Raw genomic sequence first — 25,045 nt, 5'->3', positions numbered from 1 at the left:
CTTCGATCAGCTACGTCGAGACGAAAAACAGTGCCGCTACGTCAACTGCACGTCTTCGATATCGAAATGTCGCTCGGCCAGCAGGCGGGCGGCGTCAATGTTCGATCCGCCCTCCCCGATGGCGACGCCGGTGTCTTCCTCTGCGACTTCGGCATACGCGACCAGTCCGTCGTTTTCGCTGATCGTTACGTTGTACACCGCGGCGGGAGCGAGCGCGTTCGCGACGAACTCCTCGGCGGTCGGCGCGTCCTCGACCAGTTTGACGTCCTTGCCGATCCGCTCTTCCGCCTTTCTGACGTTCTCCCCGCCGGGGCCGATTGCCTGGGCCATGTCGCCGGTGGCGACGAGAATCAGGAGTCGGTCCTCCTCCTCGTCGACCACACAATCGCGGGCTTCGGCACCTGTCGCGTCCTCGAAGGCGACCAGATACTGCCGCGCCGCGTCCGACAGGGTGACCGTCATCAGTCGGAACTCGTCTCGACGTCCGGGCTAAACGAACCCATCCGGAGGTCGACGTCGCCGGTGCCGAGTTTGATCGGCTTCCCGACGATGACGTTCTCCGTGACGCCGTCGAGGTCGTCGACCTCGCCATGGATCGCGGCGTCGAGCAGGTGGTTCACCGTCACCTCGAACGCCGCGCGAGCGAGCACGCTGTCCTTGTTGCCGGAGATGCCGTGTCGGCCGATCGACTCGACCGTCCCGGGGTTCGTCATCATGTCGGCGACCAGCATCAGATGCCGGACGTTCACGTCGTCCAGACCCTGCTCTTCGAGCGTGTCCATCGTCTCGTTGATGATGGCCTCGCGAGTGGCCTCGATGCCGAGGTTCCGATTCACTTCGTGGATGTTGTTGGTCGTCACGCGAGAGGAATCGACGCCCTCGATGGCGAGTGCGTCGCCGAAGGCCGATCCCTCGGTGTAGAGGACGAACTCCTCGCCGTCCTCGGTTTCCTCCTTCCGGATGACGACCCGGGAGATCTCCTCGATCCCCTTGAACGTGATCTCGCGAAGCTCCTCGACGAGCTGGAGCAGGTCACGATAGCTGGGCTCTTTCGGGCCGAACTGGATGACCGATCCGTCCTGGATCGTCTCGACGCCGAGGTTCGCCTCGATCGTATCGGCGATGCCTTCGGGCTCGATCATTCGCTCTTCGAGCGTGTCCTCGTTGAGGTCGATCCGCACGCGCATGTCCGCGACGTTCGTCGAGACGTCACCGAGCGCGAGGATCTTCGTCGCTTCGAGGTTCCAGACGACCTCGTGGGCTTTCTCGCGGTCCTCCGCGTACTCGTCCTCGAGGTGGACCGTCATCGTCGGCGTATCGGGCTCTTTCCGCGCGTCGACGAGTTCGATCAGTCGCGGCAGTCCCTGCGTCACGTCGATCTCCGCGACACCCGCGTAGTGGAACGTGTTCATGGTCATCTGCGTTCCGGGCTCCCCGATCGACTGGGCGCTGACGGTCCCGACGGGGTCGAGCGGATCGATCCGCGTGTCGAGATATCGGTTCTCGACGACGGTGACGATGTCGTTTGCCTCTTCGATGCTCAGGTCGCGCTCTTCGAGCGTCTCGTAGACCTTGTTCTTGAGTCGGCGGGGCAGGTCGGTGTCCTCGACGATCGCCTCCTCGTCGTTGCTGATGTCGAACTCCAGTCGCTCAGTCATCGTCCACCTCCGTGGCTGCCGGTTCAGGCTCACTCTCCGGCTCCGTCATCGGCGGCTGGATGCGCCGCGCGTCGGAGTGTTCCGAGAGGTTCGTCGGCGGTTCCTCGCGGCCCATGAACTGTTCTTTCTCGGTGTCGTCGGCGAACTCCGCCTCGACGATCTGGTCGGCGATATCCTCGACATCGATCTCGTTATCCGCGTGTGAGGAGACCTTCACCGGACTGGTGCCGTCCTCGCCGAACTCGAACTGGACGATGGTGTCCGAGGTGTCCCGGACAGTGCCGTCGTACTGCGTTTCGAGTTCGGAGAGAGCGTTGATCAGCCGGCGCTGGAGGTAGCCGGACTTGGACGTCCGGACTGCCGTGTCGACCAGGCCCTCACGGCCACCCATCGCGTGGAAGAAGAACTCCCGCGGGTCCAGGCCTTCCGTGTACGAGTGCTCGACGAAGCCGTGTGCGTCCGCCGAGAGGTCGTTTGGCTTGTAGTGAGAGAGCGTCCGGTCCTCGTAGCCGCGGTTGATCCGCTCGCCACGAACTGCCTGCTGGCCGACACAGCCGGCCATCTGGGTCAGGTTCAGCATCGACCCACGCGCACCGGACTCGGCCATGATGACGGCCGGATTGTCGTCGTCGAAGTGCTCTTCGGCGATGTCTCCGGCGTTGTCACGCGCCTTGCCCAGCGTCTGCATGATCTTCATCTCGAGGGTCTCGTGGACCGTTCGACCGGGCAGGGATTCGAGTTCGCCCGCCTCGTAGGTCTCGATCAGCTCTTCGACGCGGTCGTAGGCGTCGTCAATCGTCTCGCTGATCCGCTCGCGCGCGTCGTAGGAGACCGTCTCGTCGTCGATCGCAATCGAGAACCCGAAGTGCATGATCGAGCGCATCGCGAGCGCGGCGATCTCGTTGATCAGCTGTCGGGCTCGTGTCTCGCCGTGGACCTTCGTGACGGTGTCGACGATTTCGCCGCCGAACGCGCCGACGCCGTCCTCGTCGATCGTTCCCTTGACGAGTTGGCCGTTCTCGATGAGCACGTCGTCGCCCGCCGAGGACATGAACTCGAGGTTGAGGTCATCGGGCAGCAGTTCGGAGAACAGCTGTCGACCCGTCCAGTACGGTTTGCCGTCCTCGACGCCGTCCTCGGGCGGCAGTTCGTCGACGTGTGTCGCACGAAGCAGGTCCAGTGCCTGCGTCTCGTTGAAGTGTGGGTTATCGTTCGTCAGCAGGTACGTTCCGGAGATGTGGTCCTGAATCGCGCCGATGATGTTCTCACCGAAGCGCGGGCTGAGGATCTGTTCCTGAACCCGCATCAGGACGCGTGCCTCCGCACGGGCCTCCTCGTTCTGGAGGGCGTGCATGTTCATCTCGTCGCCGTCAAAGTCAGCGTTGTACGGCGGACAGACAACGGTGTTCAGTCGGAACGTCTTGTACGGCATCACGACGACTTCGTGCGCCATGATGGACATCCGGTGTAGCGACGGCTGTCGGTTGAAGATGATGATGTCGCCGTCGACCAGGTGACGGTTGACCTCCCAACCGGACTCGACCTTCTCGGCGAGTTCCTCGCAGTTCTTCTCGGTCACCTTCAGTCGGCGACCGTCAGGTCGCTTGACGTAGTTCGCACCGGGGTGGCCTTCGGGCCCGTTCGAGACGTACTGTCGGGCCTGCCGGAGGTTGCGCTCGGTGACGTTCATCGTCTGGGTCATCTCCTTTGCGACGTGGTCCGGGACGCCGACTTCGTTGAGGCTGAGCGTCGGGTCCGGCGAGATGACGGTTCGGGCCGAGAAGTTCACGCGCTTCCCGGAGAGGCTGCCTCGGAAGCGACCCTCCTTCCCTTTGAGTCGCTGTGAAAGCGTCTTCAGCGGGCGACCGGAGCGGTGTCGCGCCGGCGGCGTCCCGCTGATCTCGTTGTCCATGAACGTGGTGACGTGGTACTGGAGCAGTTCCCAGAGGTCCTCGATAATCAACTGCGGTGCACCCGCCTCACGGTTCTCCATGAACCGCTGGTTGATGCGGATGATGTCGACCAGTTTGTGGGTCAGGTCGTCCTCGCTACGCTGACCGTTGTCCAGGGTAATCGAGGGGCGTGCGGTCACCGGCGGCACTGGCAGCACAGTGAGAATCATCCATTCCGGGCGCGAGCGCTCGGAGTTGATTCCCAGTACCTCGATGTCCTCGTCCGGGATAGCCTCGAACCAGTCCCGGATGTCGCTGGGCATTAGCTTGTTCATGTCCTCCTCGGTCAGGTCGAGGTCGAGTGCTTTCTCGATGGCTTTCCGGTCGTCTTCGCGCGGCCGGAACTCGCCGCCGAGAATGTCGTTGACTCGGGAGAGGTCGATGCCGGTCTTGTCGGCCAGATCCTGGGGCGGCATCGGATCGCGGTCCTCTTCTTCGTCTCCCTGCATTGCCGCGGAGATCAGCTGTGGGTACTCGCTGGTGAGCACCTGCTGGACCTCGTAGTAGGTCGTCGGTTTCTCGTGGTTGATGTCGTACTGCTGCTCGCCACAGTGGGGGCAGACATCCTTCTTGCGAGCCTGGCGGATCCCGGCCTTGGTGACGTCGTTGACGTCGTTGCTCAGCTTCTTCGTGGTCTCCAGTTCGTCGTGGAACTCCTCTTTCTCGTCCTCGGTCAGCAGTAGCTTCGAGCAGTCACGACAGGTCCCACGCAGTAGACGTCGGATGAGCTTCGTGAAGCCGACGTGGATGACCGGGGCGGCGAGTTCGATGTGACCGAAGTGACCCGGGCACGAGCCCGAATGCTGGCCACAGCTCGGACATTCGAGTCCGGGGTCGATTACGCCGAGTCGCGGGTCCATCAGCCCCATGTCGATGGGGAACCCGTCGTCGTCGTAGGTGTCCGCCGTGATGACCTTCGTGACGGACATATCGCGGTACGTCTCCGGATCCATGAGCCCGAACTCGATGCCGCCGAGCTCTTTTGGTGTTTCTACGTTCATGTTAGACTGCATCCTCCAGTTTGAGTCGGGGCCGGATGCCAAGCGCCATCATCTCGTCGAGCAGCAGTTTGAACGCATAGCTGATCTCGATCTTGTGAATGTCGCTTTCGTCCCCGGTAAGCTGGTCGTATACGCGGTTCTGGTTGACGTCGTTGACGGCGACCATCCCCGTCTCGGCGGAGATGTACACCTCTTCGCGGTCGGACTCGTCGAGGAGTCGTTCCTTGAGCGTCATTGCCGCGCCGTGACCGATGAAGACGTCCCGTTCCATCTCTCCGATACGGAGTCCGCCTTCGCGGGCACGTCCCTCGGTTGGCTGCCGAGTCAGGACCTGCACCGGCCCGCGCGAGCGGGCGTGCAGTTTGTTCGACACCATGTGGTAGAGTTTCTGGTAGAAGATGGTGCCGACGAAGATCTCGGCCTCGATCTTCTCACCGGAGATGCCGGAGTACATGGTCTCTTTGCCAGAGGACTGGAAGCCGTGTTCTTCGAGCATCCCGCGGAGTTCGCTCTCGTCCTCGCCGGTAAACGGCGTCCCGTCGACACGGCGGCCCTCCATCGAACCGACCTTGCCGCCGATCATCTCCAGGATGTGCCCGACCGTCATCCGCGACGGCAGTGCGTGCGGATTGACGAGCAGGTCCGGGACGACGCCCTCCTCGGTGAACGGCATGTCCTCCTGGGGCGCGAGATGGCCGACGACACCTTTCTGACCGTGTCGGCTCGCGAACTTGTCGCCGAGTTCGGGAATCCGCTCGTCCCGAACCGAGACCTTCGAGAGTTTGGACCCGTCCTCGCCCTCCATCAGCGTGACAGTGTCGACGACACCATCCTCGCCCGAGCGCATGGTGACGCTGGTTTCGCGGCGTTTCTGCGGGCTGAGACCGCCCATGTCGTCCGGCTCTTCGAGGAATCGCGGTGGACTCGTCTTGCCGAGCAGCACGGAGTTCTCGTCGACGCGCGTCTCGGGGTTGACGAGGCCGTCCTCGTCCAGATGCGTGTAGGCGTCCTCGCCACGTGCGCCGCGGACGTCATCGTCGGGAATCTCGAAGCGGTCCTCCTGACCGCCGGGATAGCGCCGTTCTTCGCCCTCGTAGGTTCGGAAGAAGTGCGAGCGGGCGAGTGCGCGGTCGACCGATCCCTGATTCATCACCAGTGCGTCCTCGATGTTGAACCCTTCATACGACATGACGGCGACGACGAAGTTCTGTGCCGCCGGTCGGTCGTCGTAGCCGATCTGCTCGGTGGTCTGGGTCTTGACCATCGATAGCTGCGGGTAGTGCAGGAGGTGCTGGCGCGTGTCCGGTCGGATCCGGTAGTTCGCGGAGGGGAGACCGAGCGACTGCTTGATCATCCCTGCGCCCATCGTAATTCGCGGGCTGGCGTTGTGCTCGGGGTAGGGGATCATCCCTGCACCGATCCCGAAGATCAGTTGCGGGTCGATCTCCATGTGGGTGTGATCCTCGGTCACATCGTCCTCGTCGACGGCGACGTAGATGTCCTCTTCCTCCTCGGCGTCGATGAACTCGACGTAGCCCATCTCGACGAGATCCTCGAACTCGAGTTCGCCCTCTTCGAGGGCCTCTATCTCCTCGTCGGAGACGAGCGTGTCGCCGTCGGTGACGACGAGCAGCGGGCGACGGGCACGGCCCGCGTCCGCGTTGACGATCACTTCCCGGGTTCGCTGGTCGACCGAGACGTTGACCATCTCGCTGACCTCGCCGCGGCGGCGGGCCTCTCGGATCTGATCCGCGAGCCGTTCGGGCTCGGGATGTGTTCCGACCAGACTTCCGTTGACGTACACCTTCGCTTCGCGTTCTTGTTGTTGGCTCATATCAGTCACTCTCCACTCGTCTGTCGACGCCCTCGATGCCGGGGATCCCCTCGACACCCATAGAGGCGAGTTCTCGTTTCAGTTCCTTTTCGTCCTCGACGTCCTGTGAGAGTTCCATCGCTTGCGCGAAGTTCTTCACCAGCCCACAGTTCGGTCCCTCGGGGGTCTCGGAGGGACAGATACGGCCCCACTGCGTGGCGTGCAGGTCCCGCGCCTCGAAGTGTGGCTGACTGCGCGAGAGCGGCGAGCGCAGTCGGCGGAGGTGAGAGAGCACGCCCATGAAGTCGGTCCGATCGACCAACTGTGAGACGCCGGAGCGGCCTCCGACCCAGTTCCCGGTCGCAATCGGGTGTTCGAGCCGCTCGGTCAGCACGTCAGAGCGGACGACCGTGTTCACGGAGAGCTGACGATTCCGCATGTTGGCGCGTTCGAGCTGGTATTTGACGTCCCGTGCGAGCTTGTTCAGCGCGGTCCGGAACAGGTCTTTCATCAGGTCGCCGCTGACCTTCAGACGCTTGTTGGCGTAGTGGTCCTTGTCGTCGGATTCGCGGCGGCCAAGCGCTAGCTCGAAGCAGGCCTCCGCCATCCGGCAGAGGTAATAGGCCTTGTTGATACGGACGTCCTCCTCCTCGACGCCCTCCTCGTGGAGGTGCGGAAGCAGGTAGCGGTCGATAACGTAGTTGGCGCGTTTGAGCTGGTAGTTCTTGCCCTGGCCGGAGGCGACGCGCTCGCCCAGCGTCTCGATTGCCCCTTCGGTCGTCTGGACGTCGGCGGCCTCCAGGTTTTCGAGCATGAACTTCACGATCTCCGGGTCGTCGGAGACGCGGTGGACGATCTCCTCGTCGGATTCGAGTCCGAGCGCGCGAACGAGCGTGACGAAGTTGACGCTCCCCGACACGGACGGGAACGAGACTTCGAGCAGGCCGTCACGGGTACGCTCGGTGAGCACGAGAGCGCGGTAGCCACGGCGCTGGCTGAACGTTTTGGCGACCTGGATCTCGTCGCCGTACTTGGTGTCGTACTCGGCGAGGATCTTGTTCGGCGCGAGGTCCTCGCTCGTCATCAGTACGCGCTCGGAGCCGTTGACGATGAAGTAGCCACCGGGGTCGGCGGGGTCCTCGCCGATCTCGATCAGTTCCTCGTCGCTGAAGCCGGCGATGTTACACTTCTCGGAGCCGACCATGACGGGCATCCGACCGACTTTCGTCTCGGTGCTGTCGACGACGCGCTCTTCGCCCTCTTCCGGATCGCCTTTCACGATCTCCATCTCCATGAAGACCGGCGCGGAGTAGGTGATGTTGCGCAGGCGCGCTTCCTGCGGGTAGAGCAGTTCTTCGCTACCGTCGGCCTCGCGAACCCGCGGCGTCACGACGCGGACGTCGCCGAGTTCGACGTGGACAGGCTCTTCGCCCTCCTTGTCACCGATGTCGGTGTCGATCGTCTCCTTCTCGTCGACGACCTGCTGCATCCCTCGATTGAGGAAGGAGTTGAACGAACGGTAGTGGTGTTCTGCGAGTCGTTCCTTTCCAAAATACTCCCGCGAGATCGTACGTCTATCTTCCTGATTCATTATTCAACCACCATTCGATAGGTGACGGCTCGATCGGTCGTCCGCGAGTCCCGAACGATCTTGATTACGTCGCCGACCTCCGCGTCATCGGGCAGTGCCGGGTCCGCCCGTTTGATTTTCGGCAGGTCTGTGCGTCCGATGTCGTACTCCTCGAGCAGTTCGTCGAGAACGTCTTCCTCGACGACTGAGTGCTCGGGGACGAGTTCGTGTTGGCTTACGTCTACCATGTGTTGTGGGTCTGATCGGAGAGAGAAACTGCTATCACGAGATACTACAGGCCCGTAAAGACGCAGGGCTATTAAGGCTTACCAAGTACGTTGGGATTTACAGCTATCGGGCCCCAGAAGGAGCGGGCAAACTCGGGTCAACGCACACGGATCTGTCGACTGTCAGTATCTGTCGCTACAAGAGCGATGTTTATAGGGTTTGTGGCGTCGTGGCACGGCTGTCTCCCGGTGCCATACGCTCTTTATTTGGAAAGCCTTAAGAACGAGACTGGGCAACGATAGGATGCGTTCGAAAGCCCGGGTGGTGTAGTGGCCTATCATATGACCCTGTCACGGTCGTGACGCGGGTTCAAATCCCGCCTCGGGCGCTTTCTGCTGACGCAAATTGGCGAGCGCAGCGAGCCACTGCGTCAGCGAAACGCCGATAGAAGGGATTTGAAGCAGGGAACAGCTTTGCTGTGACCGGGGTTCAAATCCCGGAGCGGCATTGCCGCTCCGACCTTCGCGAACGCCCTGCGTTCGCTCAGTCCCGCCTCGGGCGTACTTTTGCGGCGGTTTCACGAACCCGTGAGTGACACCTCGTGGCGTCGGCGGCGCCACGGCGAACAACATCGACGAGCACCGCGCAGCGTGTGCTCGTCACTCCGTGAGCCGTAAATACCCTCTAAGGGATTTGAACTACGCAAACCGAACGGACGGAGGTTTGCCTCGGGTTCAAACCTCTAGTTCTGCATTTCCTGCGCTATCTGTCACTGGCACAACACTCATGAGACTCCCCAATGACGAATCGAGTATGGCCGAGCGCCAGCAGGACGAGGAGTCGGAGGACGATGAGGGCGGAAAGTACGACTCGTACGTCGACCGTGCGCTCGATCTGTTGGAACTGATCGACCCGTTCTAGAGGCCGGTGCCGCTGTCGGCGTCCGGCAGTTCGTACGTCTCGCTCTCGATACCCAGTTCTTCCAGCGCGGCTTCGAGGTGACGTTCCTCGGCGTACTCCGCGCCGTCTTCGACGCGCAGACGCTGGGCGGTCGCAAGCACCTCTCCGCGGCGCTCGTCGGGCACGTCGAACTTGTCGGTCGCGAGTTCGATGGTGAGGCCGTTGTGATCGCGGGTGTACAGCGAGTGGAAGATGCCCCGGTCGAACTCGTTGTAGCCGTGGCCGGCGTCGTCGAGCGCCTCGCGTGTTGCGACGAACTGCTCGGGGTCGACCGAGAAGGAGAGATGGTGGACGGAGCCGACGCTGTGGCGCTGGGGCCGGGGATCCGAGTCGCGCTCGTCGGTGACGAAGAACGTGAGAATGCGGCCGTCGCCGGTGTCGAAGAAGAGGTGCGTCTGGTTGGGGTCGTCGAGGTTGGGCTGGCGAAGCACTAGCGGCATGCCGAGCAGGTCGCGATAGAACTCGACGGTGTCCGCTTCGTTGCTACCGATGACGGAGATGTGGTCGGTGCCGGCTAGCTGAATCGGGCTGTCGGGCCGTTCTGCGGTGACGTCGGGTGTCTCGGTCATACCTGTTCTAGGGATCACGAAGGAAAATACCTGCCTGTGAGTGCCGTCTTGGACTGCTCAAAACACATGATTCGGGCTGATCTTCAGCAGCACGCGTTCGGTGACGATCTCGTTCGATTCGGTGTACTCCTGACCAGTGTAGCGCTCTGAGAGTTCGTCGATATGCTCGCGTGCATCCTCGGTCGTGTGTTCGACGACTTCGCCATACACCGAGACGCGCCGGTAGGGATTGTCGGGATCGGTCATACTAACGCCCACCTTCGGGTCCTCCCGGACGTTCCGCTCCTTCCGGCGGTCGCGCTCGGTGTTGACCAGCAGTAGCTCCTCCTCGACGTCGTAGTCGATCCAGACCGGTGTGACGTGGGGGAAGCCGTTGGGGAGCTTCGTCGCGATGTGTGCGATTGTCGATCGCTCGAATAGGTCGTGGTACTCTGATGGAATCGCGGCCATACCGGTGCTTGTACCGCTTGGAACTTGTGTGTTATACCCGGGCATGGATCGGCCGCGGGAGAACGGTTCGCAGGGCGGCTCCAATGCGAGGGGCTTAAGTTAGTCCCCGGGAAAGCGTAGGTGTAGTCAGCCCGGGTGGTGTAGTGGCCTATCATATGACCCTGTCACGGTCGTGACGCGGGTTCAAATCCCGCCTCGGGCGCTTTCTGCGAACCAATATCCACGAGCGACCGCGTTGCGTGTCGCTCGGACGTCTGTGAGCAGAACGCCGTACTGCGGAATTTGAACGACGGAACGAGCGAACATCGTGAGCGAAGTTCCGGCAGTTCACAATCCCGCCTCGGGCGTACTTTTGCGGCGGTTTCACGAACCCGTGAGTGACACCTCGTGGCGTCGGCGGCGCCACGGCGAACAACATCGACGAGCACCGCGCAGCGTGTGCTCGTCACTCCGTGAGCCGTAAATACCCTCTATGGGATTTGAACTACGCAAGACGAGCGGAGCGAGTCTTGCACGGGTTCAAATTCCGGAGCGGCAATGCCGCTCCGACCTTCGCGAACGCCCTGCGTTCGCTCAGTCTCGACTGTCGCTGTCAGTCGGCGTGTACTTCGCTTTGCTCAGTACACTCCCGCCTCGGGCGCACCCTCTGCGGCGGTTTTTACGACTCTCGAAGCAACCCGCTCGCCGACTGAGACGCTGAAAAACCCGGGAAAAGCCGCCCTGATAGCTACTGCAAGAAGTGCTCGACCTTACTCCAGCAGGTTCTCGCCGGTCATGACTTCGGGCTGGTCGATATCCATCAGGTCGAGCATCGTGGGCGCGAGGTCACAGAGCGAACCGCCCTCGCGGATCGTCTTCCCGTCGTCGTCGCCGTCGGGGCTGATGTAGAGGAAGGGGACGAGGTTGTAGGTGTGGGCGGTGTGTGGGTCGTCTTCGGTGCCCATGTCGTCGGCGTTGCCATGGTCGGCGGTGACGAGGACGTTGGCGTCGTACTCCTCCAGCGCGTCGGCGAGCCGGCCGAGCTGTTCGTCGACCGCTTCGACGGCCTCGGTGGCGGCCTCGAAGTCGCCCGTGTGGCCAACCATGTCGGCGTTGGCGTAGTTGAGCACCATCGCGTCCGGGTCGTCGCTCCCGAGGACGTCGATGGCGGTGTCGGTCACCTCGGGCGCGCTCATCTCCGGCTGGAGGTCGTAGGTCGGCACGTCCGGGCTCTCGACGATCTCCCGGATCTCGCCCTCGAACTCGACCTCGCGGCCGCCGTTGAGGAAGTAGGTGACGTGGGCGTACTTCTCCGATTCGGCGAGTCGTAACTGCGTTTTGCCGGTGTTCGCGAGCACCTCGCCGAGGACGTCCTCTGGCTGGTCCGGCGGGAAGGCAACGGGGACGTCGAACGTCTTGTCGTACTGGGTCATCGTCGTGACCGTGATATCCGGTGGCGATGTCTCGAACTCCCACTCGGGGCGGATGTCCGCGAGCATCCGGGTAAGCTGTCGGGCACGATCCGAGCGGAAATTGAAGAAGACGACGCTATCGCCGTCGTCGAGCGCTTCGCCGCCCTCGATCGTGGTCGGTTCGACGAACTCGTCGGTGGTGTCGCGGTCGTAGGACTGCCTGACGGCCTCGACGGCGGACTCGGCGGTGTGGTCGCCCTCGCGGTTGACGATTGCGTCGTAGGCGCGGCGGGTGCGCTCCCAGTTCTGGTCCCGATCCATCGCGTAGTAGCGGCCGGTGACGGTGGCGATTTCGCCGGTGCCGTGGCGTTCGACGGCGGCTTCGAGGTCTTCGAGGTAGCCCTCGCCGCCGTGGGGTGCGGTGTCGCGGCCGTCCATGAAGGCGTGCGTGGTCGCTTCGACGCCGTGTTCGGCGGCCATCTCGATCAGCGCGTGGAGATGTTCCTGCGAGGAGTGGACCCCGCCGTCGCTGACCAGTCCCATGAAGTGGACCCGCCCGTCGTTTGCCTCGGCGTGGTCGAAGGCAGTCTGGATCGCGTCGTTACTCTGGAACGAACTGTCGTTGATGGCGTCGTTGATCCGGGTGTACTCCTGGTAGACGACGCGGCCCGCACCGATGTTGAGGTGACCGACCTCGCTGTTGCCCATCTGTCCATCCGGGAGTCCGACGCGGCGTCCAGCGACCTCCAGCGTGCCGTACGCGCCTGTATCAGCCAGCCGCTCGAAATTTGGTGTGTCGGCGGCCTTTACTGCGTCGCGGCGGTCGTGTTCGCCGATACCCCAGCCGTCGAGGATGACCAGTGCAGCATCCATGGCTCAACAGAGACGCTTATCCTGTAACTACTCTTCGTTTGCCGGCGCGGAGTTCGGTGCCCTCGACAGGATGCCGGAGGTGTGCTGGACACCCCTAGTTGACAGTCCATCCGCTCGTATCTACTCGTAGTGACGGATATGTACGACACGATTCTCGTGCCGACTGACGGAAGCGAGGTAGCGGAGGCGGCAGTCGACGGCGCGGTTGCCCTCGCCGAACGTCACGACGCCGCACTGCACGTTATTCACGTCATAGAACTCGGCGAGTTCCCCACCGAGGTCGCCTCCGAGGCGGCCGAAGAACTCTCTCAGGACGCCGATCAGTTGCTGGCGTCGGTCGTCAGCGCGGGGGATCAGGTCGGGGTGACGCCGACCACGGAGGCCGTCGAAACGGATCGGTCGGTCCACCAGGAAATCGTCGAGTACGCCGAGAACCACGACGCCGATCTGATCGTCATGGGGACCCGCGGCCGCAGGGGGATCGACCAGCGATTGCTCGGGAGCACCACTGAACGGACGCTCCGCGCGTCGCCTGTCCCGGTCCTGACCATGCACGAGGGAGCGGTCCTCGACCCCGACTTCGAGACGATCCTCGTACCGACTGACGGAAGCGATGTCGCGAACGCCGCCGCCGACCACGCGATCAGCCTCGCCGAGCGTCACGACGCCGCACTGCACGTCGTTCACGTCGTCGACGTCGCCGCGACCTCACCACTGGGCGAGAGCGCCGCCGTCCTCGCAGGACTGGAGGACGCCGGGAAAAAGGCCGTCGACGACGTCATCGACCGGGCGAACGGGGCGGAGGTCCGCTCCGTCCAGGCGTCGGTGCTCAGCGGGTCGCCCGCCCGAAGCATTCTGGACTACACCGACGATCACGATATTGACCTGGTCGTGATGGGCACGCACGGCCGGTCCGGTCTCGAACGGTACCTGATCGGGAGCGTCACCGAGACGGTCACCCGTCTGGCCGACGTTCCGGTGCTCTCCATGCCGGATCGGACGGACGGGGAGTGATCGGCCGGAGCATCCGCCGCCCTGTCGACAGTCTGCGGAGCGCAGTGCCGGTTCGACAGGACGAGGGCGCGGTGCCCGTTCGGAACGGGGTCCACTACGGTCGCCTATCCATCCCTCAGTACCGCTATATACTCGGACGTATCTGCTGAAAACAACGCTTATGCCCCTACTGCCGCAACTCGACAGTGATGACCGGATCTACAGACATGACCCGCGTCGCCTTCGTCTGCGTCCAGAACGCCGGCCGGAGTCAGATGGCCACAGCCTTCGCCCAGCGCGAACGGAAGCACCGGGGCGTCGTCGACGAGATCGAGATCCTGACCGGGGGTACTCATCCCGCAGAGCACGTCCACGAGGAGGTCGTGACCGTGATGGACGAGGAGGGGTTCGATCTGCGCGAAAAGACGCCAAAGGACATCACGCCAGACGAACTCCAGGCAGTCGACTACGTCATTACGATGGGCTGTTCGGCCCAGGACGTCTGTCCGGCGACCTGGAACGGCGAGAACCGCGACTGGGGGCTCGACGATCCGGACGGGCAGGGTCTCGACGCTGTCCGAGAGATCAGAGACGAGATTGCCGGGCGTGTCGACGACCTGTTCGACGAACTGCTCGCCGAGACCGAGGCGGCCTGACGGCCGGGAACCACGAGAACCCGCTGGTTTTATCGCTCCGCCGCCGAGTGGTGAGCACGTGACGCTGGATCCGGTACAGTTCGAGGGGATCACCCAACTCGCGAGACGGATCAATCAGTCGGTCGACGAGACCGACCAACAGCAGTTCGTCCGGACCGTCTGGGAGGAGTTTCTCGATCCGCTGGCCGACGACGGTCGGGTGGTTCTGGAGCCACTCGGCGAGCAACGCCGCTGTGAGGTCGCTATCGACGACGTCGCCCTGCAGGATCCGGAGTTCCAGAGCAGTCACGGACTCGACTCGGGGACGATCAACCCCACGTCGTTCAAAAACGGACTCGTTCTCGACGTCGCGCAGGCCGCGATGGCGTCGAGTCCCTCGGATCTCGATCTCCACAGGGATCGCACCGTGGTCGTGACGGCCCACGTCAGCGACAAGATGTCGAAAGACGTCTCGACGGACTGGACACAGTGGGACGAGGGCAACACCGACCGGCGGATCCTCCAGGCCCCACGCGTCTCCCGGTTCGAGGAGAGCGTCGTCCACGAACTCGGCCTGTATCTCGCGGAGAGCCACCATGCGCTCGAACACGCCGACGCCGTCGACGACCTGTTCGTGCTCGACGGGCCCATCTATCCGAAAGGGATGTTGAACTGGACCGACCGGGCACCCGAACTCGCCGACCTCCTTCAGGACGAACAGGAGCCTCGCGACGTCATCGCGAACTACGTCGAACTCGTCGAGACGTTCGTCGAGCGGGAGGTGCCGCTGGTCGGCTTCGTGAAGAACCCGACGACAAAAGCCATCACCCGGACGCTTCGAGAGACCGGTCAGGAAGCGCCGTGGGTCAACGATACCGCCTTCTTTACTCGGGTGCTCGAACAGGTCGAGTTCGCCGAGCGAGAGGGGCCAAACGGCGACTCCAGCCGTGAACGCACCCGCGCGACCGACGTACTCACGTTCACTAACTGGTTCCGCTCGCGCGGCGGTGCGGATCGCTTCCTCAGTGCGGACGGCGATGCCTTCGGCGTCGAGCGCTCTCTCGATCCGGAAGATTACGAGGTTACGTTTTTTCCGATCTACGACCCCCGCGACGACCTGCTCTACCGGATCGAGGCCCCCTACGCCTTCACGAAGTCGGCCGACTGCCGCGAGCGCCTCGCGATGCAGTTGCTCGCAGACGTCGCCGCCGAGCGCGGCCCGCCGCTCTCGGTCCAGAAAGCGGACGAACTCGCCCGGATCAGTGCCGAGGGGACGGATTCGCTACGCTCGGAGCTAGAAGCGACGTTCAACACTGACCGCATGCATAGCTACGATGACCGCCGGTGGGGCGGCGAGGAGTTCTAGGCCGGAACGTCCGGTTCCGTCTTTTCGAGTTCGACATCGACGTCAGCGGCGGCGACGCCGACGCGAGCGAACTGCGTCCGGACGTGTTCTTTGGCCGCTTCGACCGCCTGCTCGCGCGTGTCGAACCCGCGCGGCATCGGCGACTCGAAGGCCACGTTGATCGGTTCGCCGTCGATTTTTTGTTCGCCCCCGCCGCTCTCGACCTCGTAAAACGCGTCACAGACCCAGACATAGGCGGCGTCCTCGTCGGGCGCGCCCTTGAACGTCGGTGCCGATTCGCCCCGCTCGTACAGCGTGCCCGTCAGGGCCGTTCCGCCCGCCTGCCCGCGCACCAGTAGCATATTCTACTAGAGGGCGCCAGCAGTGAAAAGGCCATTGCAGGGCGTGATTGCGCTCAACCGTCCTCGTTATGGCTCCGATATCTACGTCGAGACGGAGGAGACCCAGACGGCTGAACAGGTAGCAGACTAACACTTCGTTCGCGGCGCGGTCCCGCTTTTCGACGCTCTTTCGTTTTTTCCAGTCCGTACGTTCAGGGAAACGCGTTTCACTGATGGGCTACATTCCCTGAGCATGGCCGATCTGAACGATTTCGACGAGTACGGCGGGGACGATGGTGGGACGGGTGACGGCGCGTCCACCGCCGAGAGCGATGCCGACGACGAGTTCGAGACCGTCGAGACGGCGCCTGCAACGGCCGAAGAGGGCATCGGGACTATCGCCGTCTCGCAGGGGCTTCGGATCCACGAGGACGAGGAGGATTCGACGGTCCGGGCCTACGTCACGAAGGGGAACCGGTCCTCGGTCCGGATCGGCAAGTATCTGCTCGCGCCGTATCCGGACGGCGAGACGCTGTTCTGCCGGATCGCGGGACTGGAGTACGCCCAGGAGTTCCACGCCGACGACGCAACGGAGATCCACGCACGGCGCGCGATGGCGCAGGACGGTATCGACGAGGCCGACTACAAGTTCCTCGCGGATCTGGAGCCATTGGCCGTTCTGTACAGTACTGACGGCGACCTCAAGCGCCGAATGACCGACCGGGTTCCCAAACCCCAGACCACGATCAGGGAAGCCGACGATACGTCCGAGATCAAGACCGGCCTCAAGATCCCCGAGGACGGCGTCTTCCTCGGCCACCTCGCCGTCGGCGGCGAGAAGGTTCGGACGAGCGCCCAGCCACCGACGATCGATTACCGGCTCAACGACGACTACGAGGACGGCGACCCCCTCGTCTTCCGGCACACCCTGATCGCGGGCGGCACCGGGTCAGGCAAGACCCACAGCGCCAAGAACGTTCTCCGGCAGTTCCTCGCGGACGAACGCACCTACCGGATGGACGACGGGCGTTCGGTGACGCCGGCGGTCGTCCAGTTCGACCCGCAGGACGAGTACGCCCAGATGCACGACGACAACGAGTCGCTGGATCGGGAGACTGCCCGCCGCTACGAGCGCGAGGGCGTCGTTCACGGCGGCCACGATGACACCATCGCGTTCGTCCCGAAAGTCGGCAACGCGACCTACGCCACCGACGACCACCGCGCCGAGCAGGTCGAGTTCACCATCCCCTTCTCGATGGTGCGGGACAACGAGTGGCTGGTCGCCGGGGGTGGCCTCAACGACAACCAGTACAACGGGCTCCGCCATCTGCTCGACCGGTTCTTCCGCGAATACGGTGCCAGTGGAACCTACGATCAGTTCCAGACGTTCATGGACGACCCGGCGCTCCGCGAGGAACTCAACGAGTCCGGGCGCGTCCACGAGGCGACGTTCGACGCGGTCAACCGACGCGTTCGCGGGTTCGGGTCGGTGTTTGATCAGGACGCCCGGCCGATCACCGAGCAGATCAACCGCTTCGTCCGGCCCGGCGGGCTAACGGTCGTGCCGACGTATCACATCAACGATACACGGGCGGCCGAGACCATCGTCCTCGCGGTGTCGAGCCTGCTCGTCGATCAGAAGCTCTCGAATGACCCGAACTACGACCGTATCAAGGAGACGCCGGTCGTGCTGGGGATGGACGAGGCACACAACTTCCTGACCGATGCCGAGAGCGCACAGGCCCGTCGAGTGATCGGCAAGTTCACCGACGCCGCCAAACAGGGTCGAAAAGAGCGACTGGGGCTCTTCCTCATCACGCAGGATCCACAGGACATCGCCGACCCCGTATTCAAGCAGATCAACACGACTGTCGTCCTGAACCTCGGTGACGAAGACGCTATCAAGAGCGTCAACATCCCATCGAACCTGGAGAGCAAGGTGCCGTACATGGAGAAAGGCCAGATGGTCGTCTACTCGCCGGACAACTCCGAACCGGTCGAAATAATCGGGCTCTCGAACTGTCTGACCAGACACAACTAGATAGTCTGTCCCAACACCCGTTCCCGGGGGTGGATTTTTGAGGATGCCGCCTGGAACTATTGTATGAGCAAGACAGTACTGATCGCGATCGACGGATCGCCACAGTCGGACGACGCTCTCGATCACGCCATCGCCGAGTTTCCCGACGCTGAACTAATCGGGTTGACCGTGATCGATCCGGGCGAGGCCGGCTACGCCGTCGAGGGTGCCGCCGCCGAGTTCCCGTCAAGCTGGTACGAGACAGCAGAAGAGGACGCAAACTCCGTGCTCGAAGAGGCCGAAGAACATGCAAAATCGGCTGGAGCCGACCTCAAAAAGGCGAGCGAGATCGGCCGACCGGCGAACACGATCGTCAGATACGCCGAAGAACACGACATCGATCACATCGTCATGGGCAGTCACGGACGGACTGGCATGAGCCGGATCCTGCTCGGGAGCGTCGCCGAAACGGTGATGCGCCGGTCCACGGTCCCAGTGACAGTCGTTCGATAGCGGGCGGACTACTCGACTTTCTCGACGGAGACGTTATCGTTCTCCGATCCGTCTCCACGATCCTCCAACAGCAGTCCAGTGAGACCGGCGACGACCAGCCCCGCCCCCAGCGCTCGGGTTTGTCTGACGTACCAGTCCCGTGGCTGTAGTTCGGTTGGGTTCTCGAACCCACTTCCCAGCAACTTCAGGTTTAGTTTGAGCGACTGTCTCGGCAGCAGTAGTGAGAGCAGTCCCTGTAACGCCATCCACCCGTAGCCGATCTTTCGCAGTTTCGATCCGAACATACGGGTAGATGTTGGAGCGCCGGCGATATAATGCTCACGGGGTTGATAGCTCGATAAACGTTGGATAGCCCTAGAACGCTCGCAGGTCGTCGAGAACTGCCGCTGCGCTGCCGTCGTCGATTGCCGCTCGTGCGGCCTCGAGCCCTTCGTCGAGGGTTTCGGCGTCGCCGCCGGCGTAGATCCGGAACGCAGCGTTCAGTGCCACGGCGTCCGCGAAGTGATCCTCACGCTCCCCTGCGACGACCTCCTCGGTAATCGTCGACGAGTCCGTCCGGACGTCGTCGACGTGGAGGTCTTCCTCCTCGAAATCCATGCCGTACTCCGGCGTCTCGATCTCGTAATCCTCGAACTCGCCCTCGTCGGTGCCGTCCGCCTGCCACTCGGCGACTTTCGTGTAGCCGGGTCGGATATCGTCGTAGCCTTCCATGCCCTGGAACATGATCACCTTCCCGGGCGAGACCTGCTCGGTCTGTCGGAACGTGTCGACGACCTTCTTGGCAAAGGAGAGATGATAGAAGCTTCCGAGGTGGACGTCGGCGTTGGCCGGGTTCGCGAGCGTCTCGATGGTGTTTACGAACGTCCGGACACCCATCATATCCCGTCGATCGAACAGGTCGTCGATCTCGGGGTTGAATTCGGGCTGGTAGTAGAAGCCAAAGCCGGTCTCGTCGACCATCTCGGCGCTCTCTTCGACGCCGAGTTCGGTCCGAACGCCGAGTTCGTCGAGGACGTGCTTGTACGCCGTCTCCTTCTGGGTCGGGACGCGGTCGCCGCTGTGGGTGACGATGGGCGTTCCTGCTCCCGCGGCGACGATTCCCGCGGCGACGCCGAGCAGTGCTGACCGGTGTTTCCCGTCGTAGTTCGCGCCACAGTCGACCGGGTCGGCGTCCGGTTCGGCGACAACTGTCGACTCCTCGGCCATCACATCGACGTATGCGGCCAGTTCCTCGGGCGTGTTGCGTTTCCAGCGGTTTGCCAGCCAGAACGCACCGAGCGTCGTGTGGTCCGGTTCGCCACCGAGGATGCGCTGAAAGGCCTCGCGGGCCTGCTCCCGGGACATGTCGTCGGCCGACTTCGGACCGGAGCCGACGACTGCGGTCATCAAGCGTTTGAGCGGCCACTCGCCGTACTTCTGAGACGTCTGGGTCATAACTGCGCGTTAGAGGAGCACGCGCAAAAACGTCCCGTTTCCCGCAGGTGACTGCAACCCACTGCATAGCTAACAGGCGGCAGGTCGTATCGCCGGAGCGGCGTGCCGCACACCCGCGAACCGCCCCGGAGCGGTCGGTCAGAGCATGCGGGGCCGTGCCGCGGGATCACTCAAAAACGTGTGGACTGCCCGAAAGTGACGGCTGCTCCGTATCGACCCGAAAGACGTAGGTTTACGCCGTCCAACTCCGGGACAATGAACTCCCGGTCGACCGACTGGCGCGAGTCTATCGACGACGTCGACGCGTCGATTATCGACGGTTTCCAGAGCGGCTTCCCGATCGAAGCGCGGCCGTTCCGTGCCGTCGGAGAGGCGGTCGGTGTCAGCGAGGCGGAGGCGATAGAGCGTGTTACGCGGCTGTACGAGCAGGGTATTTTCCGCCGGTTCGGCGCGGTCCTCAACCCCCCCGTCATCGGTAGTTCGGCCCTCGCGGCGGTGCAGGCTCCCGACGAACGGTTCGGAGAGATCGCCGACGTGATCAACGGCTACCAGCAGATCAACCACAACTACCGCCGGGATCACGAGTGGAACATGTGGTTCGTCGTCACGGCCGGTTCCCGGGAGCGCCGCGACCAGATTCTCGCCGAAATCGAAGAGCGAACTGGCTGTACCGTGCTGGTTCTACCGATGCTAACGGACTTCTACATCAATCTGGAGTTCCCCGTCGTCAACGCCGATCGGTTCGCCCGCGAGGGGTTGGCCAGCGAGGGTTCGACGGATGCCAGCGCGACGCGGATCAGCGAGGATGCTGCGGGCGACCTCTCGCAGTTCGAGGGCGAACTGCTGCTGGAGATTCAGGCGGGCTTTCCGCTCTCGGCGACTCCGTACGCGGACATCGCCGAGGCGCTTGACGCCGACGTCTCGGACGTCATTAGGGCGATCAATCGCCTGCTAGAGACCGGCTGTATCAAGCGGATCGGCTGCGTGGTCAACCACGTCGTGACCGGTTTCGACAACAACTGCATGGTCGTCTGGGACGTCGACGACGAGGAACTCGACGAGCGCGGCGTTGCAGTCGGCGAACTCCCGTACGTGACGCTGTGTTATCACCGTCCACGCCGTCCCGAACTCGACTGGGAGTACAACCTCTTCACGATGATTCATGGACGGGATCCTGATGCCGTCGACGAGAAGATAGACGAACTGGCGGCCGAGCACCTGCCGTACGATCACGAACGGCTGTACTCGACGGAGACGCTGAAACAGACCGGGGCGCGCTACGAAGATCTGGTGTGAGCTACTCTGCGGTCGTATAGAGGATCGGTGCGACGATGACCAGCGCGAAGCCGACGAGCCGGTACATAATGTTCTCGGTCATCGAAAACGGGACCGCGATGAAGATGACGCCGAACAGAATCGCGTTCAGGGCCAGTATCTTGCGCGACCGGAGGGGGAGCGATCCCAGCATCACCAGAACGAACGTCAGTGCCAGCACGTGCCCGATGTGGTAGTCGAGCAGGAACGTGTCCAGCAGTTGCAGTGGAAGCGCGTTCATTGGTTATCCGATATTGCTACCGTGCGGATGATTAAAGTTCCGTTACTCCGCGGGTCATCTCTTATCCCATCGGGCCGGCGAGGTCGAGCGGTCGGATCCAGACGTACCAGACCAGCACGACCATCCCGAAGAAACTCATCCCGAACACGAACGTCCCGATAATGCTGTAGCCGGCGGCGTTGAGAAACCGGGCGATGATTCCGGGTATTACGACTCCCGCCGCAACGATGGCAATGGCCTTTGCGACCAGTCCGTAATCGGCCTCATTGCTGTTCGCGCTCATCGGTCACCACCGTCACGGGGCTCTCCTTCGATCATACCGGAGTTTGTAGCCGTGGCTCCCTGAATGGCTCGGTTCGGCTCGTCGTCCCGGCCCAGGACGACGCCCGGGTACGTTCGAGCGTCTAGATCAGCCGGTACACGCCCCGACTCTCCGAGACACGTCCCCGCTGGGCCAGTTTCTCCAGACTCGTCGTCACGTACTCCGCCGGAACGTCGCGTTCTGCGGCGTACTCGACAACCTCGTCCTCAGTCGGTGCGTCGAGCGTTCGCAATGCCTCTAGAACCGTTTCCTTCCGGGTCTGGGAACTCCCGCCCCGGTCGTCGAACTGCTCGGCGGCCGCGTCGATTTCGTCGGCGTCGAGCCCCGAACCTTCCAGATACTCCCGGTCGTCGACGCCGGCGTCCTCGATCTGGTTCTCTAGCTGGCCGAAGGAGTCGACGTTCGCGAACGCATCGCCGTGGTCGCTACGGTTGGCGAGTATCGACGCGCGCAGTTCGCGGGCGTGGTCCTCGTCGTCGGTCTCGGCGAACTTGTGTAGCCGGTCGAACTGGTGGGTCTTCCCGCACCGGGAACACTGTGCTGTGCCCTGGCGTCCCTCGACGAGCCAGAGATTACTGCAGTTGTTACAGCCGACGACCGCGTACATACCGCCAGCTTGTCGGTGGACGGTAATGAACGCACCGGCGACGGTCGGCGGTAGGTCCGGTCGACCTCAATCACCGGGCCCCCGACCGATCCGTCGGTCGCCCCGGGAGCCGCCCAGCCAGCTATTTACGATCCTCCTCCGTATGCCCCGGTATGCAAGTTCTCGGCCCGGACGACAGCGACTCGACCGAAGCCGTCGACGGCGTCCACCTCTCCCTGCTCGCCGGCGGCGAGGAAATGAACGTCCAGCGCTTCGAGATCGACCCCGACGCCGTCGTTCCCGAACACGACCACCCGCACGAACAGACCGGCGTCGTCCTCTCGGGGACGCTCACGTTCGTTCTCGCGGACGGCACCGAAAAAGTGGTCGGCCCCGGCGACACCTACGCGATTCCCGGCGGGGAGCCCCACGGCGCTGAGAACCGGACCGACGAAGTCGTCGAAGGCATCGACGTGTTCGCCCCGCCCCGGACGGATCCGGCGTGGCAGGACGACGTCGAGTGATCAGATCGCATCGTTCGGGTCGTGGTGCTCGGCCATGCGCCGGGCCTCCGTGGCGTACCGCTCGCGCAGCGACTCGTCGTTGACATCGCCGAGATTGCTCGGGTCGGCCTCGACCGCGGCAGTGGTCTCCCGCACGTCGGTAAACGAGGTGAGCGCCCGCTCCTTGCGGAAATACTGCTCGCCGTCCGTCGTCGCGTAGGTGAGAATGATCAGGTTCTGCTCGTCGTCCGAGTAGGTCCGTTCGACCAGCCAGACGCGGACTGTCTCCGGTTCCTCGCTCATAGTTCAGTCGTCTCCCTCTGGGCGCAAACCGTTTGTGACGATCACTCGACGGTCTTGTACATCTTCACGTGGGGGATGCCCGCTTCCTCGAACTCCTCGCCGCGGCGCTCGTAGCCGACTGACCGGTAGAAGCCGGCCGCGCGCGTCTGCGAGTGAAGTTTGAGTTTCGTCATTCCTCCTGCTCGGGCCTCGGCCTCGACGGCCCGCATCAGCGCCTCGCCGACGCCCTGCTCGCGCCGCGATTCGAGCACGGCGACTCGTTCGACCTTCCCGAGGCCGTCCTCCGGTTCGCGGAGCCGTGCGGCCCCGACCGGTTCGTCGCCGTCGTAAGCGACGAAATGTGTCGCGTGGTCCTCGTGCTCGTCATACTCCAACTCCTCGTCGACGCCCTGCTCGTCGACGAAGACGGTCCGTCGGACCGCGTAGGCGTCCTCGCGCTCGGCCATCGACTCGACGACTCGTACTTCGGTCATGAGAGTGGCGTACGGAACGGTGGTTGGTTAGCGTTACGACCCGTCGCTCGGGGTGACTCGTACCGCAGAAAATCGGAGACTGAGAGCAGGCGCTCTATGAGAGTTTCTCGATGTCCCCGGATATCTCTGATCTCCGGGTGCTCGAAAAGCGGTCTACGACAGCTTTTCGATGTGCTCGCCCAACGGGCGAGCGCCAGAGAAACTCTCTACGAGAGTTTCTTGATGTTCTCGATGACTGCTTCGGCGAACTCGCTGGTCGCTACCTTCGTACCGCCCTCGATCTGTCGTTCGAGGTCGTAGGTAACGGTGCCCGAGGAGATGGTCTCCTCAACGGCGTCCCGGATGAGGTCTGCGGCGTCGGACCAGCCCAGATAATCGAGCATCTCGCGGCCCGAAAGGATCATCGCGGTCGGGTTGACCTTGTCCTCGCCGGCGTACTTGGGCGCGGAGCCGTGAACCGGTTCGGCGAGACAGCGGCCGTGGCCGAAGTTCGCGCCGGGTGCGATGCCGAGCCCGCCGATCTGTGCGCCGGCGGCGTCGGACATGTAATCACCGTTGAGGTTCATCGTTGCGATGACCTCGTACTCGTCGGTTCGGGTGAGGAGCTGCTGGAGCATGTTGTCGGCGATGCGGTCCTGCACGACAACGGTGCCCTCGGGCTGTTCGCCCTCGTAGTCCTCCCACAGATCGTCCTCGACGATGACGTCCTCGCCGTACTCCTCTTCGGCGACCTCGTAGCCCCAGTCGCGGAAGGCTCCCTCGGTGAACTTCATGATGTTACCCTTGTGGACGAGGGTCACCGAATCGCGGTCGTTGGCGAGGGCGTAGTCGATCGCTTCGCGGACCAGTCGCTTGGAGCCGAACTCGGAGATCGGTTTGACGCCGATGCCGACCGGCCCATCGTGGATGACGTCGGCGATCTCCATGTCGTCTTCGAGGAAGTCACGGACCTGTTCGACTTCGTCGGTACCGGCTTCCCATTCGACGCCGGCGTAGACGTCCTCGGTGTTCTCCCGGAAGGTGATCATGTCCATCTCCTCGGGGGATTTGACGGGCGAGGGAACGCCGTCGATGTAGTAGGTCGGCCGGACGTTGGCGTACATGTCCAGCGTCTGCCGGAGCGCGACGTTGAGCGAGCGAAAGCCCGCTCCGACGGGTGTCGTCAGCGGGCCCTTGATAGCCACGCGGTGGTTGCGAATGGCACTGACGGTGTCCTCGGGGAGGTTCTCGTCATACTTTTCACGAGCGGACTCGCCTGCGTAGAGACGCATCCAGGAGATCGAGCGGCCGGTCGCTTCCGCAGCGGCGTCAAGTACCTTCTGTGCGGCCGGGCCGACGTCGGTGCCGATCCCGTCACCGTGAATAATAGGGATAATCGGGTTTGCTGGCACGTCGAGTTCGCCAGTTTCCTCGTCTGCGAGAGTGATCGGTTCCCCGTCCTCGGGGACTTCGACCTTGTCATAGCTCATGGTCGTTTCTACGAAATCAGGTTGGGGCTAAAAGCCCTGTCTTTTGCTTCTGATGGCGCAAATACTGCGACCAGTAGGCCTCTCGACG

At 63.1% G+C, this 25,045-nt stretch carries 25 protein-coding genes and 2 tRNA genes; 9 read left to right on the top strand and 18 right to left on the bottom strand.

Annotation, left to right across the window (positions count from 1 at the left end; translation table 11 throughout):
• Nucleotides 1–36: 36 nt before the first annotated feature.
• From ACFQL3_RS14840 to ACFQL3_RS14815, 6 genes are read right to left on the bottom strand one after another with little or no spacing between them, the layout of a single operon-like run.
• Complete coding sequence (locus ACFQL3_RS14840) at nt 37–462, bottom strand: NusA-like transcription termination signal-binding factor (RefSeq protein ID WP_377055658.1); 426 nt, start codon at nt 460–462, stop codon at nt 37–39.
• Nucleotides 462–1,658 carry a DNA-directed RNA polymerase subunit A'' gene (gene rpoA2, locus ACFQL3_RS14835; protein WP_377055656.1) on the bottom strand — a complete coding sequence of 399 codons (1,197 nt, stop codon included), beginning with the start codon at nt 1,656–1,658 and terminating at the stop codon, nt 462–464. The genes ACFQL3_RS14840 and rpoA2 overlap by 1 nt, the downstream gene beginning before the upstream one ends.
• Complete coding sequence (locus tag ACFQL3_RS14830) at nt 1,651–4,611, bottom strand: DNA-directed RNA polymerase subunit A' (protein ID WP_377055654.1); 2,961 nt, start codon at nt 4,609–4,611, stop codon at nt 1,651–1,653. The genes rpoA2 and ACFQL3_RS14830 overlap by 8 nt, the downstream gene beginning before the upstream one ends.
• Before the next feature lies 1 nt (nt 4,612).
• Nucleotides 4,613–6,445, bottom strand: coding sequence for a DNA-directed RNA polymerase subunit B (rpoB, locus tag ACFQL3_RS14825; RefSeq protein ID WP_377055651.1), 1,833 nt, complete (start codon nt 6,443–6,445; stop codon nt 4,613–4,615).
• Nucleotide 6,446: 1 nt separating this feature from the next.
• Nucleotides 6,447–8,015: a DNA-directed RNA polymerase subunit B'' gene (locus ACFQL3_RS14820; protein ID WP_377055648.1), complete on the bottom strand. Its 1,569-nt coding sequence runs from the start codon at nt 8,013–8,015 to the stop codon at nt 6,447–6,449.
• Entirely contained in the window at nt 8,015–8,242 is a 228-nt protein-coding gene (locus ACFQL3_RS14815) for a DNA-directed RNA polymerase subunit H (RefSeq protein ID WP_377055646.1), read from the bottom strand. The genes ACFQL3_RS14820 and ACFQL3_RS14815 overlap by 1 nt, the downstream gene beginning before the upstream one ends.
• Before the next feature lie 295 nt (nt 8,243–8,537).
• Between ACFQL3_RS14815 and ACFQL3_RS14810 the strand changes: the two genes are divergently transcribed.
• Nucleotides 8,538–8,610: transfer RNA gene (locus tag ACFQL3_RS14810), tRNA-Asp, on the top strand.
• A 529-nt stretch (nt 8,611–9,139) separates the two neighbouring features.
• Here ACFQL3_RS14810 and ACFQL3_RS14805 read toward each other — a convergent pair.
• Nucleotides 9,140–9,751, bottom strand: coding sequence for a VOC family protein (locus ACFQL3_RS14805; RefSeq protein WP_377055644.1), 612 nt, complete (start codon nt 9,749–9,751; stop codon nt 9,140–9,142).
• Between the two features lie 57 nt (nt 9,752–9,808).
• Nucleotides 9,809–10,201 (bottom strand): PPOX class F420-dependent oxidoreductase, encoded by a 393-nt coding sequence (locus ACFQL3_RS14800; RefSeq protein WP_377055642.1) that lies wholly within the window; start codon nt 10,199–10,201, stop codon nt 9,809–9,811.
• A 129-nt stretch (nt 10,202–10,330) separates the two neighbouring features.
• Here ACFQL3_RS14800 and ACFQL3_RS14795 point away from each other — a divergent pair.
• Nucleotides 10,331–10,403: transfer RNA gene (locus tag ACFQL3_RS14795), tRNA-Asp, on the top strand.
• A 547-nt stretch (nt 10,404–10,950) separates the two neighbouring features.
• Here the strand turns inward: ACFQL3_RS14795 and gpmI are convergent.
• Nucleotides 10,951–12,465, bottom strand: a complete 1,515-nt coding sequence (gene gpmI, locus ACFQL3_RS14790; RefSeq protein ID WP_377055640.1) for a 2,3-bisphosphoglycerate-independent phosphoglycerate mutase — start codon at nt 12,463–12,465, stop codon at nt 10,951–10,953.
• Between the two features lie 138 nt (nt 12,466–12,603).
• On the opposite strand from gpmI, the gene ACFQL3_RS14785 reads away from it, so the two are divergent.
• From ACFQL3_RS14785 to ACFQL3_RS14775, 3 genes are all read left to right on the top strand, one after another.
• Complete coding sequence (locus tag ACFQL3_RS14785) at nt 12,604–13,479, top strand: universal stress protein (protein WP_377055638.1); 876 nt, start codon at nt 12,604–12,606, stop codon at nt 13,477–13,479.
• Nucleotides 13,480–13,667: 188 nt separating this feature from the next.
• Complete coding sequence (locus ACFQL3_RS14780) at nt 13,668–14,114, top strand: arsenate reductase ArsC (protein ID WP_377055636.1); 447 nt, start codon at nt 13,668–13,670, stop codon at nt 14,112–14,114.
• A 58-nt stretch (nt 14,115–14,172) separates the two neighbouring features.
• Nucleotides 14,173–15,459: a DNA double-strand break repair nuclease NurA gene (locus tag ACFQL3_RS14775; RefSeq protein WP_377055634.1), complete on the top strand. Its 1,287-nt coding sequence runs from the start codon at nt 14,173–14,175 to the stop codon at nt 15,457–15,459.
• On the opposite strand, the gene ACFQL3_RS14770 is transcribed toward ACFQL3_RS14775, so the two are convergent.
• A complete protein-coding gene (locus ACFQL3_RS14770) occupies nt 15,456–15,800 on the bottom strand; it encodes a DUF7113 family protein (protein ID WP_377055632.1) in 345 nt (114 codons plus the stop codon). The two genes, ACFQL3_RS14775 and ACFQL3_RS14770, sit on opposite strands and share 4 nt — an antisense overlap.
• A 232-nt stretch (nt 15,801–16,032) precedes the next feature.
• Here ACFQL3_RS14770 and ACFQL3_RS14765 point away from each other — a divergent pair, with 232 nt between their 5' ends.
• Nucleotides 16,033–17,820, top strand: a complete 1,788-nt coding sequence (locus ACFQL3_RS14765; protein ID WP_377055630.1) for an ATP-binding protein — start codon at nt 16,033–16,035, stop codon at nt 17,818–17,820.
• Between the two features lie 63 nt (nt 17,821–17,883).
• Nucleotides 17,884–18,312, top strand: coding sequence for a universal stress protein (locus ACFQL3_RS14760; RefSeq protein WP_377055628.1), 429 nt, complete (start codon nt 17,884–17,886; stop codon nt 18,310–18,312).
• An 8-nt stretch (nt 18,313–18,320) separates the two neighbouring features.
• On the opposite strand, the gene ACFQL3_RS14755 is transcribed toward ACFQL3_RS14760, so the two are convergent.
• Both ACFQL3_RS14755 and ACFQL3_RS14750 read right to left on the bottom strand, forming a co-directional pair.
• Nucleotides 18,321–18,596 carry a hypothetical protein gene (locus tag ACFQL3_RS14755; protein ID WP_377055626.1) on the bottom strand — a complete coding sequence of 92 codons (276 nt, stop codon included), beginning with the start codon at nt 18,594–18,596 and terminating at the stop codon, nt 18,321–18,323.
• A 70-nt stretch (nt 18,597–18,666) separates the two neighbouring features.
• Entirely contained in the window at nt 18,667–19,746 is a 1,080-nt protein-coding gene (locus ACFQL3_RS14750; protein ID WP_377055624.1) for an anthranilate phosphoribosyltransferase, read from the bottom strand.
• A gap of 255 nt (nt 19,747–20,001) precedes the next feature.
• Here ACFQL3_RS14750 and ACFQL3_RS14745 point away from each other — a divergent pair, with 255 nt between their 5' ends.
• Nucleotides 20,002–21,042, top strand: a complete 1,041-nt coding sequence (locus tag ACFQL3_RS14745; RefSeq protein WP_377055622.1) for an Lrp/AsnC family transcriptional regulator — start codon at nt 20,002–20,004, stop codon at nt 21,040–21,042.
• A 1-nt stretch (nt 21,043) separates the two neighbouring features.
• Here ACFQL3_RS14745 and ACFQL3_RS14740 read toward each other — a convergent pair whose 3' ends face one another.
• The 3 genes from ACFQL3_RS14740 to ACFQL3_RS14730 form a co-directional block, all read right to left on the bottom strand.
• Nucleotides 21,044–21,301, bottom strand: coding sequence for a hypothetical protein (locus tag ACFQL3_RS14740; protein WP_377055620.1), 258 nt, complete (start codon nt 21,299–21,301; stop codon nt 21,044–21,046).
• 61 nt (nt 21,302–21,362) lie between these two features.
• Entirely contained in the window at nt 21,363–21,584 is a 222-nt protein-coding gene (locus ACFQL3_RS14735) for a hypothetical protein (protein ID WP_377055618.1), read from the bottom strand.
• 121 nt (nt 21,585–21,705) lie between these two features.
• The gene (locus ACFQL3_RS14730) at nt 21,706–22,230 is read right to left on the bottom strand and encodes a DUF5817 domain-containing protein (protein WP_377055616.1); all 525 of its coding nucleotides are present in this window, start codon (nt 22,228–22,230) and stop codon (nt 21,706–21,708) included.
• A 152-nt stretch (nt 22,231–22,382) separates the two neighbouring features.
• On the opposite strand from ACFQL3_RS14730, the gene ACFQL3_RS14725 reads away from it, so the two are divergent.
• A complete protein-coding gene (locus ACFQL3_RS14725) occupies nt 22,383–22,733 on the top strand; it encodes a cupin domain-containing protein (protein WP_377055614.1) in 351 nt (116 codons plus the stop codon).
• On the opposite strand, the gene ACFQL3_RS14720 is transcribed toward ACFQL3_RS14725, so the two are convergent.
• The 3 genes from ACFQL3_RS14720 to icd form a co-directional block, all read right to left on the bottom strand.
• Complete coding sequence (locus tag ACFQL3_RS14720) at nt 22,734–23,015, bottom strand: hypothetical protein (RefSeq protein WP_377055612.1); 282 nt, start codon at nt 23,013–23,015, stop codon at nt 22,734–22,736. It lies immediately after the preceding gene.
• A 41-nt stretch (nt 23,016–23,056) separates the two neighbouring features.
• Nucleotides 23,057–23,488: a GNAT family N-acetyltransferase gene (locus tag ACFQL3_RS14715; RefSeq protein WP_377055610.1), complete on the bottom strand. Its 432-nt coding sequence runs from the start codon at nt 23,486–23,488 to the stop codon at nt 23,057–23,059.
• Between the two features lie 206 nt (nt 23,489–23,694).
• Nucleotides 23,695–24,957 carry an isocitrate dehydrogenase (NADP(+)) gene (gene icd, locus ACFQL3_RS14710; protein ID WP_377055608.1) on the bottom strand — a complete coding sequence of 421 codons (1,263 nt, stop codon included), beginning with the start codon at nt 24,955–24,957 and terminating at the stop codon, nt 23,695–23,697.
• Between the last annotated feature and the right edge of the window lie 88 nt (nt 24,958–25,045).

This window comes from Natronoarchaeum sp. GCM10025321, assembly GCF_042663585.1.
Taxonomy (GTDB): domain Archaea; phylum Halobacteriota; class Halobacteria; order Halobacteriales; family Natronoarchaeaceae; genus Natranaeroarchaeum.
This window is presented reverse-complemented; position numbering and strand designations above follow the sequence as displayed.

Excerpts from the sequence above, each read along its gene's own strand:
- ACFQL3_RS14725 (WP_377055614.1), top strand. The coding sequence starts at position 22,383 with ATGCAAGTTCTCGGCCCGGACGACAGCGACTCGACCGAAGCCGTCGAC.
- ACFQL3_RS14715 (WP_377055610.1), bottom strand. The coding sequence starts at position 23,488 with ATGACCGAAGTACGAGTCGTCGAGTCGATGGCCGAGCGCGAGGACGCC.
- ACFQL3_RS14805 (WP_377055644.1), bottom strand. The coding sequence starts at position 9,751 with ATGACCGAGACACCCGACGTCACCGCAGAACGGCCCGACAGCCCGATT.
- gpmI (WP_377055640.1), bottom strand. The coding sequence starts at position 12,465 with ATGGATGCTGCACTGGTCATCCTCGACGGCTGGGGTATCGGCGAACAC.
- ACFQL3_RS14735 (WP_377055618.1), bottom strand. The coding sequence starts at position 21,584 with ATGAGCGCGAACAGCAATGAGGCCGATTACGGACTGGTCGCAAAGGCC.
- rpoA2 (WP_377055656.1), bottom strand. The coding sequence starts at position 1,658 with ATGACTGAGCGACTGGAGTTCGACATCAGCAACGACGAGGAGGCGATC.
- ACFQL3_RS14800 (WP_377055642.1), bottom strand. The coding sequence starts at position 10,201 with ATGGCCGCGATTCCATCAGAGTACCACGACCTATTCGAGCGATCGACA.
- ACFQL3_RS14750 (WP_377055624.1), bottom strand. The coding sequence starts at position 19,746 with ATGACCCAGACGTCTCAGAAGTACGGCGAGTGGCCGCTCAAACGCTTG.
- ACFQL3_RS14740 (WP_377055620.1), bottom strand. The coding sequence starts at position 21,301 with ATGAACGCGCTTCCACTGCAACTGCTGGACACGTTCCTGCTCGACTAC.
- ACFQL3_RS14830 (WP_377055654.1), bottom strand. The coding sequence starts at position 4,611 with ATGAACGTAGAAACACCAAAAGAGCTCGGCGGCATCGAGTTCGGGCTC.
- ACFQL3_RS14815 (WP_377055646.1), bottom strand. The coding sequence starts at position 8,242 with ATGGTAGACGTAAGCCAACACGAACTCGTCCCCGAGCACTCAGTCGTC.
- ACFQL3_RS14760 (WP_377055628.1), top strand. The coding sequence starts at position 17,884 with ATGAGCAAGACAGTACTGATCGCGATCGACGGATCGCCACAGTCGGAC.
- ACFQL3_RS14730 (WP_377055616.1), bottom strand. The coding sequence starts at position 22,230 with ATGTACGCGGTCGTCGGCTGTAACAACTGCAGTAATCTCTGGCTCGTC.
- ACFQL3_RS14820 (WP_377055648.1), bottom strand. The coding sequence starts at position 8,015 with ATGAATCAGGAAGATAGACGTACGATCTCGCGGGAGTATTTTGGAAAG.
- ACFQL3_RS14840 (WP_377055658.1), bottom strand. The coding sequence starts at position 462 with ATGACGGTCACCCTGTCGGACGCGGCGCGGCAGTATCTGGTCGCCTTC.
- ACFQL3_RS14720 (WP_377055612.1), bottom strand. The coding sequence starts at position 23,015 with ATGAGCGAGGAACCGGAGACAGTCCGCGTCTGGCTGGTCGAACGGACC.
- ACFQL3_RS14765 (WP_377055630.1), top strand. The coding sequence starts at position 16,033 with ATGGCCGATCTGAACGATTTCGACGAGTACGGCGGGGACGATGGTGGG.
- ACFQL3_RS14770 (WP_377055632.1), bottom strand. The coding sequence starts at position 15,800 with ATGCTACTGGTGCGCGGGCAGGCGGGCGGAACGGCCCTGACGGGCACG.
- ACFQL3_RS14780 (WP_377055636.1), top strand. The coding sequence starts at position 13,668 with ATGACCGGATCTACAGACATGACCCGCGTCGCCTTCGTCTGCGTCCAG.
- icd (WP_377055608.1), bottom strand. The coding sequence starts at position 24,957 with ATGAGCTATGACAAGGTCGAAGTCCCCGAGGACGGGGAACCGATCACT.
- ACFQL3_RS14745 (WP_377055622.1), top strand. The coding sequence starts at position 20,002 with ATGAACTCCCGGTCGACCGACTGGCGCGAGTCTATCGACGACGTCGAC.
- ACFQL3_RS14785 (WP_377055638.1), top strand. The coding sequence starts at position 12,604 with ATGTACGACACGATTCTCGTGCCGACTGACGGAAGCGAGGTAGCGGAG.
- ACFQL3_RS14755 (WP_377055626.1), bottom strand. The coding sequence starts at position 18,596 with ATGTTCGGATCGAAACTGCGAAAGATCGGCTACGGGTGGATGGCGTTA.
- rpoB (WP_377055651.1), bottom strand. The coding sequence starts at position 6,445 with ATGAGCCAACAACAAGAACGCGAAGCGAAGGTGTACGTCAACGGAAGT.